The sequence below is a fragment of the Pseudomonas sp. AN3A02 genome (genome assembly GCF_011765255.1).
In the GTDB taxonomy this organism is placed as follows: Bacteria; Pseudomonadota; Gammaproteobacteria; order Pseudomonadales; family Pseudomonadaceae; genus Aquipseudomonas.
Genome location: NZ_JAARNI010000002.1, coordinates 16907 through 35372, shown reverse-complemented (window position 1 = coordinate 35372; position 18466 = coordinate 16907). Strand labels below are relative to the sequence as shown.

Here is an 18466-nt window from a genome sequence, read left to right as displayed (position 1 = left end):
CAGTAATCGGTGCGGCCTTCAGGCCTAGCCGTGAGCCATACTTGGCCTTAAGCTGCGCGAGCCAACACGGCCGTTACCGCGTACGGAGACACTGCCCATGCGAATTTTATTGGTTGAAGACAACCGCGATATTCTGGCCAACCTGGCGGATTACCTGGGGCTGAAGGGCTACACCGTAGACTGTGCGCAGGACGGTTTGTCGGGCCTGCACCTGGCTGCCACCGAACATTACGACCTGATTGTGCTCGACATCATGCTGCCCGGCATTGACGGCTACACCCTGTGCAAACGCCTACGGGAAGACGCGCGCCGCGACACGCCGGTGATCATGCTCACTGCGCGCGACCAACTGGATGACCGGCTGCAGGGCTTCAAGTCCGGCGCCGATGACTACCTGCTCAAGCCATTCGCCCTGTCGGAATTGGCCGCGCGCATCGAAGCGGTGCTGCGTCGTGCCCAGGGCGGCGGTCGCCGTGCGCTGCAAGTCGGTGACCTGAATTACGACCTCGACACCCTGGAAGTCACCCGCGAAGGGCGCCTGCTCAAGCTCAACCCGGTCGGCCTGAAGCTGCTGGCGGTGCTGATGCAAAAAAGCCCCCATGTGCTGCGCCGCGAGATTCTCGAAGAAGCCCTGTGGGGCGATGACTGCCCGGACAGCGACAGCTTGCGCAGCCACGTCCATCAACTGCGTCAGGTGATCGATAAACCCTTCGCCAAACCGTTGCTGCAAACGGTGCACGGTGTGGGTTATCGCCTGGCCGAGGGTCGTGATGGAGTTTAAGCAAAGCCTTGCCCAGCGGATCATCATCGCCTTCGCCTTGATGAGTGCGTTGGTGGCGGGGGCCTTCGCCATGGGCATCGTCGCCACGGTGCACCTGGTGGAAGAAAAACTCATTTCGGCAGGCCTGGGCGGTGACTTGCAACGCCTGCTGCTGATGGACAGCGTCGAGGACTGGAGCCACCGTCCCGAGCCCGACCAATTGTTCTACTTCAGCGGCGGCCCCGGCGATTTCGAGCTGCCCAAGGATCTGCGCCATCTGGAGCCTGGTTTTCACGAGGTGTTTCGGGAGGCGCTGTCCTACCATGCCATGGTCGAGGTGGTCGACGGTCGCCGTTATGTCCTGTTGCAAGACCAGAGCGATTTCGAAGAGCGCGAGCGGGTGCTGTTTGCCGTGGTGCTGGTGGGGTTTGTGCTCAGCCTGGCGTTGGCGGTATTCCTCGGCTGGGTGCTGGCGCGCAAGGTAATGGCACCGGTGGTACGCCTGGCCCGCCAGGTGCGGCACCGCGACCAATTACTCGGCCTGGCGCCACCGCTGGCGCCGGATTACGCCGCGGATGAAGTCGGCGAGCTGGCCGTGGCCTTTGACGCCACCCTGGGCCGTTTACGCCAGGCGTTGTCCCGGGAGCAGCTGTTTACCAGTGACGTCAGCCACGAGTTGCGCACCCCGCTGATGGTTCTCGCCAGTTCCTGCGAGCTGTTGCTGGAGAACCCGGCGATTGACCAGCGCGGCCGCAAGCAGGTCGAGCGCATTGCGCGGGCCTGTGAAGAAATGCGCGAACTGGTACAGACCTTCCTGATGCTGGCCCGTGCCCAGCGCGAGGAGGCAGGCATGTCGCCCCAGGCCAGCCTGGCGCAGGTGGCCGAGGACTTGCTAGGGATCTGGCGTGAGCCGATCGAGCGCAAAGGCCTTGAGCTGATCTATCAACCGGGCAATCCACTGGATACCCGCTACAACGCGACCTTCCTGCACGCGGTCATGGGCAACCTTTTGCGTAATGCCCTGCACTACACCGAGCACGGCTTGATCCGCCTTACCCTGGAACCGAGCGGTTTTGTGGTGGAAGACACTGGCGTGGGCATTCCCGAGGACAAGCGCGAAGCGATGTTCGAACCGTTTGTGCGCGGCAGTGAAAAGCGCGGAGAAGGCCTGGGCCTGGGTTTGTCCCTGGTTCAGCGCATCTGTGAGAACCAGGGTTGGAGCGTCAGCCTCAGCACCATGGAGCCCAATGGCTGCCGCTTTCACGTCGAGTTGAGTCAGGTCAAAGACTGATGGCTGCCCTGCCGCTAAGCTGCCGCAGACTCCCTCATTTTCGCCGAAGATGGCATCATGCCACGACTTGTGTCTGCAAAGTTTTGTAATGTATACGATTCGACAGGACAAGTTTTTCACAACGTGTTGACCTGTTGATCACAGGATTCTCCTTAAGGTTGTAGGCATTAGTAACTGGAGACCCGGTGATGCCTACCCCAATCAAGCTCGAATTTTCCGATAAGTACGACGATCAGCACGCGCAGAATTATTTGCTCAAACATCAGGACAATCTGGCTCGCCGGTTGTCCCACAAACGCGACGAGCAATTGGCGCGTGGTGCGTTGGCCATGGCCGGTGAGCCTGGCCTGGTGCTGGACCTGCCATGTGGTGCCGGGCGTTTCTGGCCGCTGCTGGCAGAAAAGCCCAACCGTGTGATCATCGGCGCCGACAACTCAGCGTCGATGTTGAAGATCGCCACGGTCGCCCAACCGGCGGATGTGGTGAAACGGGTACGCCCCTTGCAGACGTCTGCCTTTGATATCGATTTGCCAGATAACGCGGTCGACAGTATTTTCTGCATGCGCTTGATGCACCACATTGGTGACCCCGAGCACAGGCTGGCAATACTGCGCGAATTTCAGCGTGTTACCCGCGACAGCGTGATTATCTCGTTGTGGGTAGACGGCAATTTCAAGGCCTGGAAACGCAAGCGTGCCGAAGTGCGCCGTCGCAAAAAAGGTGAGCAGGAAGGTTACCAAAATCGGTTCGTGTTACCGGCTGCTACTGTTGAGGCAGAGTTTGAGCAAGCCGGTTTCCGTGTTCAGGAATCCCTGGACTTCATACCGCTCTACGCCATGTGGCGAGTGTATGTATTGCGCAAGAGGTAACAGGATGGCTGTCGAGTGTTTACCAGGTAGTGAAGTAGCTCCCGAGGAGCGATTTGATTATTTCTGGCGCCAGCAGGGCGAGTGGGTCGAAGAGCCCAATCGTCGTCGTGGCGGTGAAAGTGGTGTGCAACGGGTGACGGGCACCAATGGTCGTTTGCTCTATAGCAAGCGCCAGACGGGCCATATCTACCGCAGTTGGCTCCATCCGTTTGGGCGCCCCACGGTGTTGCGTGAGCGTGACGCCCTGAAGGGCCTGCGTTTGCTGGATGTACGCGTGCCGGAGTTGGTGTTCTGCGAGGCCCGTCGCGACCCTGAGCACCAATGGAAGGCGTTGTTGGTGACGGCGTCGCTGGACGGTTTCGACGAGATCGAAAACTGGTACGCCGCGGGTGGTCGTGAGCAGTATGGCGAGTTGGTGCATGAGCGTTTGCTCAAGGAACTCGCGGGTACGTTGGCGCGGATGCACAAAGGTCGTTGGCAGCATGGTTGCCTGTATATCAAGCATATCTTTGTGCGGGTGACGGGTGAGGGTGACGCGGCCAAGGTTGAAGTGGCGCTGCTGGACTTCGAGAAGTGCCGCCAGCGGTTGACGGCTTTGCGGGCGGCCCGGCATGACATGTTGCAGTTACGCCGCCATTCGTCGTGGAACTCTACGGACTGGCAGAAACTCAGCTACTTTTACGAGACGGCGTTTGGCAGCGCTATCAAAGGTTTAACGTAATGAAGCTAGAAATTGCACGAGGTTTGTTTCTGTTGGGGGCTTTGGGCATAGCTGCCCTGGCCCTGGCTGCCTGGGAGCAGCCCCGGACACAAGTTCTCAGTGCGGTGCAGGGTGTCGGGCAGCAATGCCCGATGCCGCGGATCGCCAAGGTCGGTGTCGCGGCCAAGCCTGATCATGAGTTGTTGTTGTTCATGTTTGGGATGTCCCAAGGGATGAGGCCACAGAGTTGAAGAGATTGAAGCCCAAATAAAAGGCCTCGTGTTTACGAGGCCTTTTATTTGGGCTTGATCCTTCCCACGCAGAGCGTGGAAACGCTCCAGGCAGCGGATATGTCCCACTCCAAACCTACTTCTTTTTCTTCGGAATCCGCACCAACCGCGTATCCGAATAAATGTCGTGCCAGCCGCGTTTCTGCTTGTCGAACAACGACCAGATAAACCCAAGCCCCAGGCACAACCACGAAGCAATCGACACCACAAACCGCAACAACGCCTGCCACAGACTGATCCGCGACCCATCAGCGTTCTGCACCCGCACCCCCCAAACCTGCATCCCCAGGGTCTGCCCCGAATGCGTCCAGAACTTGGCAAAAAACCCAAACAACACAAAAAACAAAATCGTCGACAACAACGGGTCACCATCCAGCGCGCCAGACTCGGAAAGCGCCCGCAACTTGGCCTCCCCGACAAACCCCATCCACACCAGCTTGTAGATAAAGGCCGTGACGATCAGCAAGGCAGTGCACAACAAGAAGTCATAGAACATCGCTGCCAGACGACGGCCCAGGCCTACGGCGGGAAACTCGCCTTGGGGGCTCAGCAGGTGTTTCGACATGACATGGCTCTCAGCAGGAAAAAAGCCATTTTACGGAAGAACGCCAATAAAAAAGCCCCTGATGTCATATCAGAGGCTTTTTGTCGCAGAAAGGATCAGCCTTCTGCTTGTACTTCGTCGGCTTGCATGCCTTTTTGGCCTTGCACCGCGATGAAGGTCACTTTCTGGCCTTCCTTCAGGCTTTTGAAGCCGTTGCCCTGAATAGCGCGGAAGTGGACGAACAGATCCGGACCGCTTTCTGGAGTGATAAAACCAAACCCTTTCTCGTCGTTAAACCACTTGACGGTACCGCTCTGACGTTCAGCCATTTTCTTATTTCCTTGACGCTAAAAATTAATGACAGCCCCTTTCACATGAAAGAGTACTGGGCTGAGTTGCAGGAAAGTAAGAGACGTCGAACGGGTTGTAGCAAACTTTGGCTACTGCCCAGGTCCAGGTTCAAAGCGACCCATGCAAACACAGTGGGCAAACTCTACGCCAACTAAGACAGAAAAAACAAGCCCCGGAAAATGCCCAGGTTTTGCTCGGCTTCATTACAGTTCTGTTCACAATGTGGAACGTCTTTATTCGATAGAATTCGTCACTTGTTATAGGTGACGGAACATAACATTGACTATCGACAGTGCACTTTAATGTGGCGGTTGCGTTACAGATTAGTGCACGTTAACGCAACCGCGTTACTTATAGGAACAGTCAATCAGCCACGGTAGTAACGTTGTGGCACGAATGGCATTTTACTTACACGTAGTGGCACCTTTTTCCCGCGCACCAATGCAGATACTTCGGTATCCAGTGCGATGAATGCGCTGTCCAGGTAACCCATGGCCAGCGGGCCACCCAGGCTCGGGCCAAAACCGCCGCTGCAGACGCTGCCGATTACGGTGCCGTGTTCGTCGACGATCTCTGCACCTTCACGCACCGGGGTCCGCTCCTGTGGCAACAGGCCCACGCGTTTGCGGCTTACACCGGTTTGTTGCTGGGTGAAGATTGCGTCGGCACCCGGGAAGCCGCCGGCACGCACGCCATCAGCGCGACGGGCCTTGGAGATCGCCCACAACAGGCTGGCTTCAATCGGTGTGGTCTCGGTGTTCATGTCATGGCCGTAGAGGCACAGGCCGGCTTCCAGGCGCAGGGAGTCGCGGGCGCCGAGGCCGATGGCCTGCACTTCGGTTTCGGCCAGCAGGCTGCGGGCCAGGGCTTCGGCACTGGCGGCCGGCACCGAGATTTCGAAGCCGTCTTCGCCGGTGTAGCCCGAGCGGCTGACGTAGCAGTCCACGCCCAGCAGGCGGGTCGGTGCGAATTGCATGAAGGTCATGTGCTTGACCTCTGGCGCCAGGCGCGCGAGTACGCCGACAGCGGCCGGGCCTTGCAGGGCCAGCAGGGCGCGTTCCTCGAACAGTGGTTCGATGGTGCACTGGTCACCGATGTGCTGGCGCAGGTGGGCCAGGTCCTGGTCCTTGCAGGCAGCGTTCACCACCAGGAACAGTTCGTCGTTACCGAGGTTGGCGACCATCAGGTCATCCAGGATGCCGCCTTGCTCGTTGGTGAACATCGCGTAGCGCTGCATGCCCACCGGCAGGTCGATGATGTCCACCGGTACCAGGGTTTCCAGGGCCTTGGCGGCACCGGCGCCGGTCAGGCGGATCTGGCCCATGTGCGACACGTCGAACAACCCGGCCTGTTCACGGGTGTGCAGGTGTTCTTTCATCACGCCCAGCGGGTATTGCACCGGCATGTCGTAGCCGGCGAAGGGCACCATGCGTGCGCCCAGTTCGAGGTGCAGGGCGTGCAACGGGGTTTTCAACAGGGTTTCGGTGGACATATTCAGCTCCTGAAAAACGTGCGGACGCGCTGGTGGGCGTCAGCACTCGATAATGTTGACCGCCAAACCGCCACGGGCGGTTTCCTTGTATTTGCTTTTCATGTCGGCGCCGGTCTGGCGCATGGTGCGGATGACCTTGTCGAGGGAGACGAAGTGTTGCCCGTCGCCGCGCAGGGCCATGCGCACCGCATTGATGGCCTTGACCGAACCCATGGCGTTGCGCTCGATGCAGGGCACCTGTACCAAGCCGCCGATGGGGTCGCAGGTCAGGCCGAGGTTGTGTTCCATGCCGATCTCGGCGGCGTTTTCTACCTGGGAAACCGTACCGCCCAACACTTCGCACAGGGCGCCGGCGGCCATGGAACAGGCCACGCCGACTTCCCCCTGGCAGCCGACTTCGGCGCCGGAGATCGAGGCGTTTTCCTTGTACAGAATGCCGATGGCCGCGGCGGTGAGCAGGAAACGCACCACGCCGTCCTCACTGGCCCCCGGGATAAAGCGCATGTAGTAGTGCAACACCGCCGGCACAATCCCGGCCGCACCATTGGTGGGCGCAGTCACCACGCGCCCGCCGTTGGCGTTTTCTTCGTTGACCGCCAAGGCGTACAGGTTGACCCAGTCCAGCACCGACAACGGGTCACGCAGTGCCGATTCCGGGTGCTTGCACAGTTGGCGATGCAATGCGGCGGCGCGTCGCTTGACCTTCAGGCCGCCCGGCAAAATCCCTTCGTTGCGACAGCCCGCGTCTACGCAATCCTGCATTACCTGCCAGATTTTCAGCAGGCCGGCGCGGGTTTCCGCTTCCGGTCGCCAGGCGCTTTCATTGGTCAGCATCACCTGGCTGATGGACAGCCCATAGGTGGCGCAATGGCCGAGCAAGTCCTTGGCACTTTTGAACGGGAAGGTCAGGGGCGTGGCGTCTTCGACGATGCGGTCGTGGCCGGCGGCGTCTTCATCCACCACAAACCCGCCGCCCACCGAGTAGTACTCGCGGCTGCGAATCTGCAGGCCGGCTGCGTCGAAAGCGCGGAAGATCATGCCGTTGGGATGATAGGGCAGGGGTTTGCGAATCATCGCCAGGTGTTCTTTCTCGTTGAACGCAATGCTGTGTTCGCCGAGCAGGTTCAAGCGTGCGTTGCCGCGAATTTCCGACAAGCGTGCGGCGACGGTTTCAGTGTTCACGGTGTCCGGGTGTTCGCCTTCCAGGCCCAGCAATACGGCCTTGTCACTGCCGTGGCCTTTGCCAGTGGCGCCGAGGGAGCCGTAGAGTTCCACCTTGACGCAGGTGGTGGTGGCTAACAGGTTATCGCGCTTCAGGCCTTCGACGAATCGAGCGGCAGCGCGCATCGGGCCGACGGTGTGGGAGCTGGAGGGGCCGATGCCAATCTTGAACAGGTCGAACACGCTTAAAGACATGGTTGTTCTCCGGTTTCTTATTATTTATCGGATGTACTCGGTCCAATTGTGGGAGCGGGCTTGCTCGCGAAAGCGGTGGGTCAGTCACCAGATGTATCAACTGACACTCCGCATTCGCGAGCAAGCCCGCTCCCACATTAGGTTACGCGTAGCTCTCGATCGACGGGCACGCACACACCAAATTGCGATCACCAAACACGTTGTCGACCCGGCCAACCGGCGGCCAGTACTTGGCTTCGATCAACGATGCCACCGGGTACACCGCTTGCTCGCGGCTATATGGGTGGCTCCATTCGCCAACCAGTTCCGCGGCAGTGTGCGGCGCGTTCTTCAGCGGGTTGTCATCCTTGTCCAGCGAGCCATTTTCCACCGCGCGGATTTCTTCGCGGATAGCGATCATCGCGTCGCAGAAGCGGTCCAGTTCTTCCCTGGATTCGCTTTCGGTCGGCTCGATCATCAGGGTGCCGGCTACCGGGAACGACATGGTCGGCGCATGGAAACCAAAGTCGATCAGGCGCTTGGCCACGTCATCCACGCTGATGCCGCTGCTGTCTTTCAACGGGCGCAGGTCGAGGATGCATTCGTGGGCCACCAGGCCATTGCTGCCGGTGTACAGCACGGGGTAGTGCTCTTCCAGGCGACGGGAAATGTAGTTGGCATTCAGGATCGCCAACTGCGAAGCGCGCTTGAGGCCCGCGCCGCCCATCATGCTGATGTACATCCAGGTGATCGGCAGGATGCTCGCGCTGCCGAACGGTGCGGCGCAGACCGCGCCTTCCTTGCGTTCCATCGCGGCATGGCCGGGCAGGAACGGCGTCAGGTGGGATTTGACGCCAATCGGGCCAACGCCCGGGCCGCCACCACCGTGGGGAATGCAGAAGGTCTTGTGCAGGTTCAGGTGGGACACGTCGCCGCCGAACTTGCCCGGGGCGCAGAGGCCGACCATCGCGTTCATGTTGGCGCCGTCGATGTACACCTGGCCGCCGTTGTCGTGAATGATCCCGCAGATTTCGCGGATGCCTTCTTCGAACACACCGTGAGTGGACGGGTAGGTGATCATCAGCGCAGCGAGGTGTTCGCGGTGCTCGATAGCCTTGGCGCGCAGGTCTTCGATGTCGACGTTACCGCGTGCATCGCAAGCGGTGACCACTACGCGCATGCCGGCCATGTTGGCGGTGGCAGGGTTGGTGCCGTGGGCCGACGACGGGATCAGGCAGATGTCGCGGCGCTCTTCGCCACGGCTCTGGTGATAGGCACGAATCGCCAGCAGGCCAGCGTACTCGCCCTGGGAACCGGCGTTCGGTTGCAGGGAGATCGCGTCGTAACCGGTGGCCGCGCAGAGCATGGCTTCCAGTTCGGTGGTCAGTTGCTGGTAGCCGGCGCTTTGCGAAGCTGGGGCGAACGGGTGCAGGGCACCGAACTCGGCCCAGGTCACCGGGATCATTTCGCTGGCGGCGTTGAGCTTCATGGTGCACGAGCCCAGCGGGATCATGGTGCGATCCAGGGCCAGGTCCTTGTCGGCCAGCTTGCGCAGGTAGCGCATCAGCTCGGTTTCGGAGTGATAACGGTTGAACACCGGGTGGCTGAGGATCGGCGACTGGCGCAGCAGCGCGGCCGGCAAGGTGCTTTCAACGCTGGCAGCCAATGCGGCGAAGTCTGGCAGGGCTTTGCCGCTGGCGAACACGCTCCACAGGGTTTCGATATCGGCCTGGGAGGTGGTTTCGTCCACCGACAGGCCAAGGCGCTCGCCATCAACCACACGCAGGTTGATGCGCTGGGCGCGGGCCTTGTCGTGCAGGGCGGCGGTTTGCGCGCCGGTCTTGATGGTCAGGGTGTCGAAGAAGTGGGCTTGTTCAACCGCCAGGCCCAATGCGCTCAAGCCTTTGGCGAAGATCGCGGTCAGGTGATGGATGCGGTTGGCAATCTGGGTCAGGCCTTTCGGGCCGTGGTACACGGCATACATGCTGGCGATGTTGGCCAACAGCACTTGGGCGGTGCAGATGTTGCTGGTGGCCTTCTCGCGGCGGATATGTTGCTCGCGGGTCTGCATGGCCAGGCGCAGGGCCGGCTTGCCGAAACGGTCCACGGAGACGCCTACCAGACGGCCCGGCATGTCACGCTTGAACGCATCCTTGGTGGAAAAGTACGCCGCGTGCGGGCCACCGAAGCCCAGCGGCACGCCGAAGCGTTGTGCACTGCCGATGGCCACGTCGGCGCCGAATTCGCCCGGCGGGGTCAGCAGCGTCAGGGCCAGCAGGTCAGCGGCCACGGCCACCAGCGCATTGGCGGCGTGGAAGCGCTCGGTCAGTTCGCGGTAGTCGAACACGTCACCGTTGCTGGCCGGGTATTGCAGCAATGCGCCGAAGAAGGCGCTGACGTCGGTCAGTTCACGCTCGTCGCCCACGACTACGTCGATGCCCAGCGGCTCGGCACGGGTGCGCAGTACGTCGAGGGTTTGCGGGTGGCTGTGCACGGAGGCGAAGAACGCGTTGCTGCCTTTGTTCTTGCTCAGGCGTTTGCAGAAGGTCATGGCTTCGGCAGCGGCGGTGGCTTCATCCAGCAGCGAGGCGTTAGCGATCGGCAGGCCGGTGAGGTCGCTGATCAGCGTCTGGAAGTTCAGCAGCGATTCCAGGCGGCCCTGGGAAATCTCAGGCTGATAAGGCGTGTAGGCGGTGTACCAAGCCGGGTTTTCCAGCAGGTTGCGCAGGATCGGCGACGGTGTGTGGCAATTGTAGTAGCCCTGGCCGATGTAGGTCTTGAACAGCTCGTTCTTGGCGGCAATCGCCTTGATCGAAGCCAGTGCGTCGGCCTCGCTCAGGCCGTCGCTCAGGCCCAGTACGGCGGTGCCCTTGATGCTCTCCGGGATCACGCTGGCGCTCAGGGCTTCCAGGGAATCAAAGCCCAGGGTGGCGAGCATGTGTTGCTCGTCGTCCTGGCGCGGGCCGATGTGACGGGCGATGAATTCGTTGGCGGTGGTCAGATTAGTCATGGCGCGCTCCTCAGGCTTCAGCGTTGGCTTTGATCAGGCGGTCGTACGCATCCTGATCCAACAGCTTAGCTACTGCATCGGCATCAGCCGGTTTAAAGCGGAAGAACCAGCCTTCGCCCATCGGGTCTTCGTTGACCAGTTCGGGGCTGCCGTCCAGTTGGTCGTTCACTTCGAGGACTTCGCCGTCCAGCGGCATGTACACGCCGCTGGCTGCCTTGACCGATTCAACGGTGGAGGCTTCTGCGCCCTTGTCGTAGGACTGCAGTTCAGGCAGTTGCACGAAAACCACATCACCCAGCGCGTTCTGCGCAAAAGCGGTAATGCCCACGGTAACGCTGCCGTCGGCTTCGGCGCGCAGCCATTCGTGATCTTCAGTAAAGCGCAACTCGCTCATGGAAACTCCTCAGGGCCAGATTCGTCTGGTGGACGGGATTGGAATAATGGGGAATTGCGTAGCAAAATCGCGGCCAATGTTTTTTTATCGTTATAAAACAATTGGTTACTGATTATGGCGCGTGATGTTCGAACGTTGACTGTAGCGATATCGCTACAGCTGGGCCGTTGAAAAAAAGCCTATGAGGATCAAAGCCTTGCATGGCGACGGCTGACATGGAGTGTATCGATATCGTTCCGCTGTAGCGCTTTCAGTACAGGCAGGTGTCGCTTTTAGCTGCAACACCCTTGTAGGAGCGAGCTTGCTCGCGAAGGTCGGCTAACGATGACGCGGGAAGCCTGAATGAGCGCGGTGTGCTTGAGTTTTTCGCGAGCAAGCTCGCTCCTACAGCAGTCAGGGCTTGTTGGGAATGCCGTACTTGCGCAAGCGGTGGGCAATGGCGGTGTGGGAAGTTTGCAGGCGGCTGGCCAGTTGGCGAGTGGACGGATAGCTGACATACAGCTTCTCCAGCAACCCGCGCTCGAAGTCTTCCACCGCCTGCTCCAGGCTGTCGACTTCACCGTCGTTCTGGCGCGCGACCGAGGTGCCGGCAATGTCCAGGTCGCCAATGTCCACCAGGCTGCTTTCGCAAATGGCGGCGGCGCGGAAGATCACGTTCTGCAACTGCCGCACATTGCCCGGCCAACGGTTGCCCAGCAGCGCCGGATAGGTGCCCGGCGCCAGGCGGCACACCGGGCGCTGGATCTGCGCGCAGGCCTGCTGCATGAAGTAGCGGGCCAGCAGCAGGATGTCCTGGCCGCGCTCGCGCAGGGGCGGCACTTCGACGTTGAGCACATTGAGGCGGTAGAACAGGTCTTCGCGGAAGGTGCCTTCGCTGACCATTTTTTCCAGGTCGCGGTGGGTGGCGCTGAGGATCCGCACATTGACCTTTACCTCACGGTCGCCACCTACCCGCCGGAAGCTGCCGTCGTTGAGAAACCGCAGCAGCTTGGCTTGCAAGTACGGTGACATTTCACCGATCTCGTCGAGGAACACCGTGCCCTGGTTCGCCAGTTCCATCAGCCCCGGCTTGCCGCCACGCTGGGCGCCGGTGAACGCGCCGGGGGCGTAGCCGAACAGCTCGCTCTCGGCCAGGTTTTCCGGCAGCGCCGCGCAGTTCAGGGCCAGGAACGGCGCACTGTGCCGCGCGCTGATGGCGTGGCAGGCGCGGGCGACCAGTTCCTTGCCGGTACCGGTCTCGCCCTGGATCAACAACGGTGCATCCAGCGCCGCCACCCGTTGCGCCCGCGCCTTGAGGGTGCGGATCGCCGGGGACTCGCCCAACAACGCGTCGAAACCTTCGGCGTGATCATGGTGCAGCGCCGACAGTTGTTCGCCGATGCGGTTGGGTTGGTACAGGGTCAGCAGGGCGCCGGCGTCGGTGATCGGCGTGGCGTCCAGCAGCAGGGTCTGGCCGTTCACGTTGATTTCCCGCAGGGCCAGGCGAAAGCCGTGTTCGAGCAAGGTGGCCAGCAGCTTTGGGTCGTCGAACAGTTCGTTGATGCTTTCGCCGGCGGGCTCGCGACCGTACAAAGCGATCAAGGCCGGGTTGGCCAGGAGGATCTTGCCGGCGCTGTCCAGGGCCAGTACCGGGTCGGTCATGGCGGCGAGCAGGGCGTCGAGTTGCAGGTGCTGGCGCTGGCCTGGGAGGATGTCGACCACGGTCACGGCTTGCACGCCGCGCACGCTGAACAGTGCGTCGCGCAGTTCTTCCAGCACCTCGGCGCTCAGGGTCGGGGCGTCGATGTAGACGTTGGGCGGAACCATTTCCACCGCATCCAGGTTGAGATTGCGCCCACCGAGCAAGGCCAGGACTTCCTGGGTGATGCCGACGCGGTCGATGAAGCTGACGTGGATACGCATGGGGCGGTTAGCGGTTCTGGCGAGCGATAGGCGGCAAGTATGCCTTGGAGGAGGGGTCAGGTGAAATCTGTAGGAGCGAGCTTGCTCGCGAAAAACGCACAAGCACCGCGTTCATTCAGGATGCCAGCGTTATCGTTGGCGACCTTCGCGAGCAAGCTCGCTCCTACAGTGGGTTGTGGCCGCGGTTATTCGAGGTGTTCGGGTTTGACCGGATCCCCCGGCTTCACATCCAATTGATGCCGCACATCTTCAAACATCAAATCGTACTGCTTGTGCATTTGCCCATTGAGCACGGCAATCTTCGGCATGCCGTACTTCTGCGCGATATTCATCGCGTGCCGGGCGAAGTCGAACGACTGGTCCTTGGGCAGGAAAAACTCTTCCTTGAGCTCCTTGTCCTGCACCGAGCCGTGCATTTTGAAGAGCATTCCTTTGCCTTCCTTTGGGTCCTGGCTGACTTCGTAGTCGATGCACAGGTTATAGCTGTAGTCATCCTTGTTCAGCGCGTGGCGTTCGATGTGCAGGTGACCAGGTTCAAAGGTAGCCATAGGCATTTCTCCTCTACTTCACAGGTAGGTGATTCCGGGTTTCGCCGTGCTGATTCGCGTGCCGGCACTGCCCTGGACGATCGCTTCGATGTCCGAGAGTGAACCGATCACTGCAGTTTTGCCAGTCTGGCGGGCGAACTCGCAGGCGGCCTGGACCTTGGGCCCCATGGAGCCGGCGGCGAAGCCGAGCTTTTCGATTTCGTCCGGGTGCGCCTGGCCGATGGCTTTCTGGGTGGGTTTGCCGAAGTCGATAAATGCCGCATTGACGTCGGTGGCGATCACCAGCAAATCGGCGTTCAGTTGCCCGGCCAGCAACGAGGAACACAGGTCTTTGTCGATCACGGCTTCAATGCCCTTGAGCTTGCCGTCTTCGCCGTACATGGTCGGAATCCCGCCGCCACCGGCGCAGATCACGATGCTGCCTTTTTCCAGCAGCCACTGGATCGGGCGGATTTCAAAGATCCGCTTGGGCCGTGGGCTGGCGACCACGCGGCGATATTTGTCGCCATCGGGGGCAATCGCCCAGCCTTTTTCGGCGGCGAGCTTTTCCGCTTCGGCCTTGGAGTAGACCGGGCCGATCGGCTTGGTCGGGTTCTGGAAGGCCGGGTCCTTTGCGTCGACTTCAACCTGGGTCAAGAGCGTGGCGAACGGCACTTCGAAGTCCAGCAGGTTGCCCAGTTCCTGTTCGATGATGTAGCCGATCATGCCTTCGGTTTCGGCGCCCAGCACATCCAGCGGGTATGGCGACACCTGGGTGTAAGCCGCCGCTTGCAGCGACAGCAGGCCCACCTGCGGGCCATTGCCGTGGGCAATCACCAGCTCGTTGCCGCTGTGGATCTTGGCGATCTGTTCGGTGGCGATGCGGATATTGGCCCGTTGATTGTCTGCGGTCATGGGTTCACCACGGCGCAGAAGGGCGTTGCCGCCCAGTGCAACGACGATACGCATAATTCAATCCTTCTAAAATTCGGCCTTGTGAACACAGGACAAAATGTGGGAGCGGGCTTGCTCGCGAAAGCGGTGTATCGGCGAAAGATGCAGCGACTGACACGCCGCCTTCGCGAGCAAGCCCGCTCCCACATTGACTGTGTTTCGGCAGTGGGAGCGGTGTGAGGTTTAGATATCCGCCAACGCCGACACCAGGATCGCCTTGATGGTATGCATGCGGTTTTCCGCCTGCTCAAAGGCGATGTTGGCCGGGGACTCAAACACTTCTTCGGTCACTTCCACACCGTTGGCCAGGTTCGGATAACGCGCGGCGATGTCCTTGCCGACCTTGGTTTCGCTGTTGTGGAACGCCGGCAGGCAGTGCATGAATTTCACGCGTGGATTGCCCGAGGCCTTCATCATCTTGGCGTTGACCTGGTACGGCAGCAGTTGCTCGATGCGCTCGTCCCAGGCTTCCACCGGTTCGCCCATGGACACCCAGATATCGGTGTGGATGAAGTCGACGCCTTTCACCGCTTCCTTCGGGTCTTCGGTGATGGTGATGCGCGCGCCACTTTCCTCGGCGAATTCCTGGCACTGCTTGATGAAGTCAGCATGCGGCCACAGGGCTTTCGGCGCGCCGATGCGCACGTCCATGCCCAGCTTGGCGCCGATCATCAGCAGCGAGTTGCCCATGTTGTAGCGGGCGTCGCCCAGGTAGGCGTAGCTGATGTCATGCAGCGGCTTGTCGCTGTGCTCGCGCATGGTCAGGGTGTCGGCGATCATTTGGGTCGGGTGGAATTCGGCGGTCAGGCCGTTGAACACCGGCACCCCGGCGAACTTGGCCAGTTCTTCGACGATTTCCTGTTCAAAGCCACGGTACTCGATGGCATCGAACATCCGGCCCAGGACGCGGGCGGTGTCTTTCATGCTTTCTTTGTGGCCGATCTGCGACGACACCGGGTCGATGTAGGTGACGTGGGCGCCCTGGTCGTGGGCCGCGACTTCGAACGCGCAACGGGTGCGGGTCGAGGTTTTTTCGAAGATCAGCGCGATGTTTTTGCCCTTCAGGTGCGGACGCTCGGTGCCGGTGTATTTGGCGCGCTTGAGGTCGCGGGACAGGTCCAGCAGGTAGTGCAGTTCGCGGGTGGTGTGATGCATCAGCGACAGCAGGCTGCGGTTGCGCATGTTGAAAGCCATGATGGATCTCCTTAGTAGTCGATTGGGTCGCGAATGATCGGGCAGGTCATGCAGTGGCCGCCGCCACGGCCGCGGCCGAGTTCGCCGGCGCTGATGGTGATGACTTCCACACCGGCCTTGCGCAGCAGGGTGTTGGTGTAGGTGTTGCGGTCATAGCCGATCACCACGCCAGGCTCCACGGCCACCACGTTGTTGCCGTCATCCCACTGCTCGCGCTCGGCGGCGAAGCTGTTGCCGCCGGTTTCCACTACACGCAGGGCCTTGAGGTTCAGGGCGGCGGCGACGGTGTCGAGGAAGTTGGTTTTTTCGCGTTGGATGTCGATGCCGCCGGGCTTGGTCTCGTCCGGGCGCAGGGTGAAAGCGACGATCTGGTTGACCACTTCCGGGAAGATCGTGACCAGGTCGCGGTCGCAGAAGCTGAACACCGTGTCGAGGTGCATCGCCGCGCGGGATTTCGGCAGGCCGGCGACGATTACGCGCTCTACGGCTTTGTGCTTGAACAGGTTCAGGGCGAGTTGGCCGATGGCCTGGCGCGAGGAACGCTCGCCCATGCCGATCAACACCACGCCGTTACCGATCGGCATCACGTCGCCGCCTTCCAGGGTGGCGTTGCCGTGTTCCTGGTCCGGGTCGCCGTACCACACCTGAAAGTCGGCGTTGGTGAACTCGGGGTGGAATTTGTAGATGGCGCTCGCCAGCAGGGTTTCCTGGCGTCGTGCCGGCCAGTACATCGGGTTCAGCGTCACGCCGCCGTAGATCCAGCAGGTGGTGTCGCGGGTGAACTGGGTGTTCGGCAGCGGCGGCAGAATGAAGCTGGAGTGGCCGAGAAAGTCGCGGAACATCTCGATGGTCTTGCCGCCGAAGCTGCTCGGCAGGTCATCGGCCGACACGCCACCGATCAGGAACTCGGCGACCTTGCGCGGCTCCAGGCTGCGCAGCCACGAACTGACTTCATTGACCAGCCCCAGGCCGACCTGGTTGGCGGTGATCTTGCGCGCCAGGATCCAGTCCAGCGCTTCGGGGATGGCGACGATGTCGGTCAGCAGGTTGTGCATTTCCAGCACATCGATGTCGCGTTCGCGCATCTTGGTCACGAAGTCGAAGTGGTCACGCTTGGCCTGGGCCACCCACAACACGTCATCGAACAGCAGTTCATCGCAGTTGTTGGGGGTCAGCCGCTGATGGGCCAAACCTGGGGAGCACACCATGACTTTGCGCAGTTTGCCGGCTTCGGAATGTACGCCGTACTTCACTTTTTCCGTGGTCATTACAGATCCTCCAGTGAACAATAATTACAGGGTCAGGAAACCGTCGTAGAGCCCATAGGCCGCCACCAGGGCGCCAATGACTACTGCGGCGAAAATCAGCTTCTCGACATTGGTGAAAATCGGTTTGCCCAGTTCGTGCTTGGCCTTGGCGAACAGGATCGCGCCAGGTGCATAGAGCAGGGCGGAGAGCAGCAGGTATTTGGTGCCGCCGGCGTAGAGCAGCCACACCGCGTAGATCAGTGCGACCGCGCCGATGAACAGGTCTTTCTTGCGTTCGGCCAGCGCGTTTTCGTAGGTCTCGCCGCGCACCGCCAGCAGCAGCGCATAGGCCGCTGACCACAGGTAAGGCACCAGAATCATCGAGGTGGCGAGATAGATCAGCGACAGGTAAGTACTGGCGGAAAACAGCGTGATCACCAGGAAGATCTGCACCATGGCGTTGGTCAGCCACAGGGCGTTGACCGGCACATGGTTGGCGTTTTCCTTACGCAGGAATTCCGGCATGGTGTGGTCCTTGGCCGCGGCGAACATGATCTCCGCACACAGCAGCACCCACGACAGCAGCGCCCCGAGCAAGGAAATGATCAAGCCGACGCTGATCAGCACCGCGCCCCAGTGACCCACCACATGCTCCAGCACCGCGGCCATTGACGGGTTCTGCAGCTTGGCCAGGTCCGGTTGGGTCATGATGCCCAGGGACAGCACGTTCACCAGCATCAGGAACAGCAGCACGGTGATAAAACCAATCACGGTGGCCTTGCCGACGTCGGAGCGTTTTTCGGCACGGGACGAGAAGATGCTCGCGCCTTCGATGCCGATGAACACCCAGACGGTGACCAGCATCATGTTGCGCACCTGGTTCATCACGCTGCCCAGGTCCGGGTTTTTCACGCCCCAGATGTCAGCGGTGAAGATGTCCAGCTTGAACGCGAACACCGCGATCAATACGAACAGCACCAGCGGCACCACCTTGGCGACGGTGGTCACCAGGTTGATGAACGCGGCTTCCTTGATCCCGCGCAGTACCAGGAAATGCACGGCCCACAGCAGCACCGACGCGCCGATCACCGCCGCCGGGGTGTTGCCTTCGCCGAAGATCGGAAAGAAGTAACCGAGGGTGCTGAACAGCAGCACGAAGTAACCGACGTTGCCCAGCCAGGCACTGATCCAGTAGCCCCAGGCAGACGAGAAACCCATGTAGTCGCCAAACCCGGCCTTGGCGTAGGCGTAGACCCCGCCGTCGAGGTTAGGCTTGCGGTTGGCCAGGGTCTGGAACACGAACGCCAGGGTCAACATGCCCACGGCGGTGATCACCCAACCAATCAGTACCGCGCCGACATCGGCGCTGGCCGCCATGTTTTGCGGCAGTGAGAAGATCCCGCCACCAATCATTGAACCCACGACAAGTGCAACCAGTGCGCCTAATCGAAGTTTTCCGGGAGATTCAGACATCGCATGACTCCAATGCAGGAGAAGAGAGACCACAGAATAAATCCGTGGGCTAATCAAACAGCTGACTCAGATC

Annotated in this window: 17 protein-coding genes; 5 read left to right on the top strand and 12 right to left on the bottom strand. The window is 60.7% G+C overall.

The features are described from left to right. Positions 1-97 precede the first annotated feature (97 nt). The 5 genes from colR to HBJ59_RS09960 all read left to right on the top strand — a co-directional run bounded on the left by colR (position 98) and on the right by HBJ59_RS09960 (position 3871). The gene (gene colR, locus HBJ59_RS09980; RefSeq protein ID WP_003208587.1) at positions 98-781 is read left to right on the top strand and encodes a two-component system response regulator ColR; all 684 of its coding nucleotides are present in this window, start codon (positions 98-100) and stop codon (positions 779-781) included. Next, the gene (locus HBJ59_RS09975) at positions 771-2051 is read left to right on the top strand and encodes a HAMP domain-containing sensor histidine kinase (protein ID WP_076015360.1); all 1281 of its coding nucleotides are present in this window, start codon (positions 771-773) and stop codon (positions 2049-2051) included. The genes colR and HBJ59_RS09975 overlap by 11 nt, the downstream gene beginning before the upstream one ends. A gap of 188 nt (positions 2052-2239) precedes the next feature. Beyond that, complete coding sequence (locus tag HBJ59_RS09970; protein WP_076015359.1) at positions 2240-2920, top strand: class I SAM-dependent methyltransferase; 681 nt, start codon at positions 2240-2242, stop codon at positions 2918-2920. A gap of 4 nt (positions 2921-2924) precedes the next feature. Next, a complete protein-coding gene (locus tag HBJ59_RS09965) occupies positions 2925-3641 on the top strand; it encodes a lipopolysaccharide kinase InaA family protein (RefSeq protein ID WP_076015358.1) in 717 nt (238 codons plus the stop codon). Further along, positions 3641-3871, top strand: coding sequence for a hypothetical protein (locus tag HBJ59_RS09960; RefSeq protein ID WP_008433604.1), 231 nt, complete (start codon positions 3641-3643; stop codon positions 3869-3871). The genes HBJ59_RS09965 and HBJ59_RS09960 overlap by 1 nt, the downstream gene beginning before the upstream one ends. A 115-nt stretch (positions 3872-3986) precedes the next feature. On the opposite strand, the gene HBJ59_RS09955 is transcribed toward HBJ59_RS09960, so the two are convergent. From HBJ59_RS09955 to arcD, 12 genes are all read right to left on the bottom strand, one after another. Then, complete coding sequence (locus tag HBJ59_RS09955) at positions 3987-4475, bottom strand: RDD family protein (RefSeq protein WP_167663467.1); 489 nt, start codon at positions 4473-4475, stop codon at positions 3987-3989. Positions 4476-4570: 95 nt separating this feature from the next. Next, on the bottom strand, positions 4571-4783 hold the full coding sequence (locus tag HBJ59_RS09950; RefSeq protein ID WP_003316897.1) for a cold-shock protein: 213 nt from the start codon (positions 4781-4783) through the stop codon (positions 4571-4573). A gap of 389 nt (positions 4784-5172) precedes the next feature. Further along, complete coding sequence (gene gcvT, locus HBJ59_RS09945; RefSeq protein ID WP_167663466.1) at positions 5173-6297, bottom strand: glycine cleavage system aminomethyltransferase GcvT; 1125 nt, start codon at positions 6295-6297, stop codon at positions 5173-5175. A gap of 39 nt (positions 6298-6336) precedes the next feature. Then, on the bottom strand, positions 6337-7713 hold the full coding sequence (locus tag HBJ59_RS09940; RefSeq protein ID WP_076015355.1) for an L-serine ammonia-lyase: 1377 nt from the start codon (positions 7711-7713) through the stop codon (positions 6337-6339). Positions 7714-7855: 142 nt separating this feature from the next. After that, on the bottom strand, positions 7856-10702 hold the full coding sequence (gcvP, locus tag HBJ59_RS09935) for an aminomethyl-transferring glycine dehydrogenase (RefSeq protein ID WP_076015354.1): 2847 nt from the start codon (positions 10700-10702) through the stop codon (positions 7856-7858). A gap of 10 nt (positions 10703-10712) precedes the next feature. Next, positions 10713-11096, bottom strand: coding sequence for a glycine cleavage system protein GcvH (gene gcvH / locus HBJ59_RS09930; RefSeq protein ID WP_076015353.1), 384 nt, complete (start codon positions 11094-11096; stop codon positions 10713-10715). Positions 11097-11489: 393 nt separating this feature from the next. Then, complete coding sequence (locus tag HBJ59_RS09925) at positions 11490-12998, bottom strand: sigma-54-dependent transcriptional regulator (protein ID WP_076015351.1); 1509 nt, start codon at positions 12996-12998, stop codon at positions 11490-11492. A gap of 185 nt (positions 12999-13183) precedes the next feature. Further along, the gene (locus HBJ59_RS09920; protein WP_063027653.1) at positions 13184-13546 is read right to left on the bottom strand and encodes a DUF5064 family protein; all 363 of its coding nucleotides are present in this window, start codon (positions 13544-13546) and stop codon (positions 13184-13186) included. 18 nt (positions 13547-13564) lie between these two features. After that, on the bottom strand, positions 13565-14494 hold the full coding sequence (gene arcC, locus HBJ59_RS09915; RefSeq protein WP_167663465.1) for a carbamate kinase: 930 nt from the start codon (positions 14492-14494) through the stop codon (positions 13565-13567). Positions 14495-14662: 168 nt separating this feature from the next. After that, entirely contained in the window at positions 14663-15673 is a 1011-nt protein-coding gene (locus HBJ59_RS09910) for an ornithine carbamoyltransferase (protein WP_010169901.1), read from the bottom strand. Between the two features lie 11 nt (positions 15674-15684). Beyond that, positions 15685-16941 carry an arginine deiminase gene (arcA, locus tag HBJ59_RS09905; RefSeq protein ID WP_017475703.1) on the bottom strand — a complete coding sequence of 419 codons (1257 nt, stop codon included), beginning with the start codon at positions 16939-16941 and terminating at the stop codon, positions 15685-15687. A 24-nt stretch (positions 16942-16965) separates the two neighbouring features. Beyond that, positions 16966-18393 (bottom strand): arginine-ornithine antiporter, encoded by a 1428-nt coding sequence (gene arcD, locus HBJ59_RS09900; RefSeq protein WP_167663464.1) that lies wholly within the window; start codon positions 18391-18393, stop codon positions 16966-16968. Positions 18394-18466 lie beyond the last annotated feature (73 nt).

Excerpts from the sequence above, each read along its gene's own strand:
- colR (WP_003208587.1), top strand. The coding sequence starts at position 98 with ATGCGAATTTTATTGGTTGAAGACAACCGCGATATTCTGGCCAACCTG.
- HBJ59_RS09975 (WP_076015360.1), top strand. The coding sequence starts at position 771 with ATGGAGTTTAAGCAAAGCCTTGCCCAGCGGATCATCATCGCCTTCGCC.
- HBJ59_RS09970 (WP_076015359.1), top strand. The coding sequence starts at position 2,240 with ATGCCTACCCCAATCAAGCTCGAATTTTCCGATAAGTACGACGATCAG.
- HBJ59_RS09965 (WP_076015358.1), top strand. The coding sequence starts at position 2,925 with ATGGCTGTCGAGTGTTTACCAGGTAGTGAAGTAGCTCCCGAGGAGCGA.
- HBJ59_RS09960 (WP_008433604.1), top strand. The coding sequence starts at position 3,641 with ATGAAGCTAGAAATTGCACGAGGTTTGTTTCTGTTGGGGGCTTTGGGC.
- HBJ59_RS09955 (WP_167663467.1), bottom strand. The coding sequence starts at position 4,475 with ATGTCGAAACACCTGCTGAGCCCCCAAGGCGAGTTTCCCGCCGTAGGC.
- HBJ59_RS09950 (WP_003316897.1), bottom strand. The coding sequence starts at position 4,783 with ATGGCTGAACGTCAGAGCGGTACCGTCAAGTGGTTTAACGACGAGAAA.
- gcvT (WP_167663466.1), bottom strand. The coding sequence starts at position 6,297 with ATGTCCACCGAAACCCTGTTGAAAACCCCGTTGCACGCCCTGCACCTC.
- HBJ59_RS09940 (WP_076015355.1), bottom strand. The coding sequence starts at position 7,713 with ATGTCTTTAAGCGTGTTCGACCTGTTCAAGATTGGCATCGGCCCCTCC.
- gcvP (WP_076015354.1), bottom strand. The coding sequence starts at position 10,702 with ATGACTAATCTGACCACCGCCAACGAATTCATCGCCCGTCACATCGGC.
- gcvH (WP_076015353.1), bottom strand. The coding sequence starts at position 11,096 with ATGAGCGAGTTGCGCTTTACTGAAGATCACGAATGGCTGCGCGCCGAA.
- HBJ59_RS09925 (WP_076015351.1), bottom strand. The coding sequence starts at position 12,998 with ATGCGTATCCACGTCAGCTTCATCGACCGCGTCGGCATCACCCAGGAA.
- HBJ59_RS09920 (WP_063027653.1), bottom strand. The coding sequence starts at position 13,546 with ATGGCTACCTTTGAACCTGGTCACCTGCACATCGAACGCCACGCGCTG.
- arcC (WP_167663465.1), bottom strand. The coding sequence starts at position 14,494 with ATGCGTATCGTCGTTGCACTGGGCGGCAACGCCCTTCTGCGCCGTGGT.
- HBJ59_RS09910 (WP_010169901.1), bottom strand. The coding sequence starts at position 15,673 with ATGGCTTTCAACATGCGCAACCGCAGCCTGCTGTCGCTGATGCATCAC.
- arcA (WP_017475703.1), bottom strand. The coding sequence starts at position 16,941 with ATGACCACGGAAAAAGTGAAGTACGGCGTACATTCCGAAGCCGGCAAA.
- arcD (WP_167663464.1), bottom strand. The coding sequence starts at position 18,393 with ATGTCTGAATCTCCCGGAAAACTTCGATTAGGCGCACTGGTTGCACTT.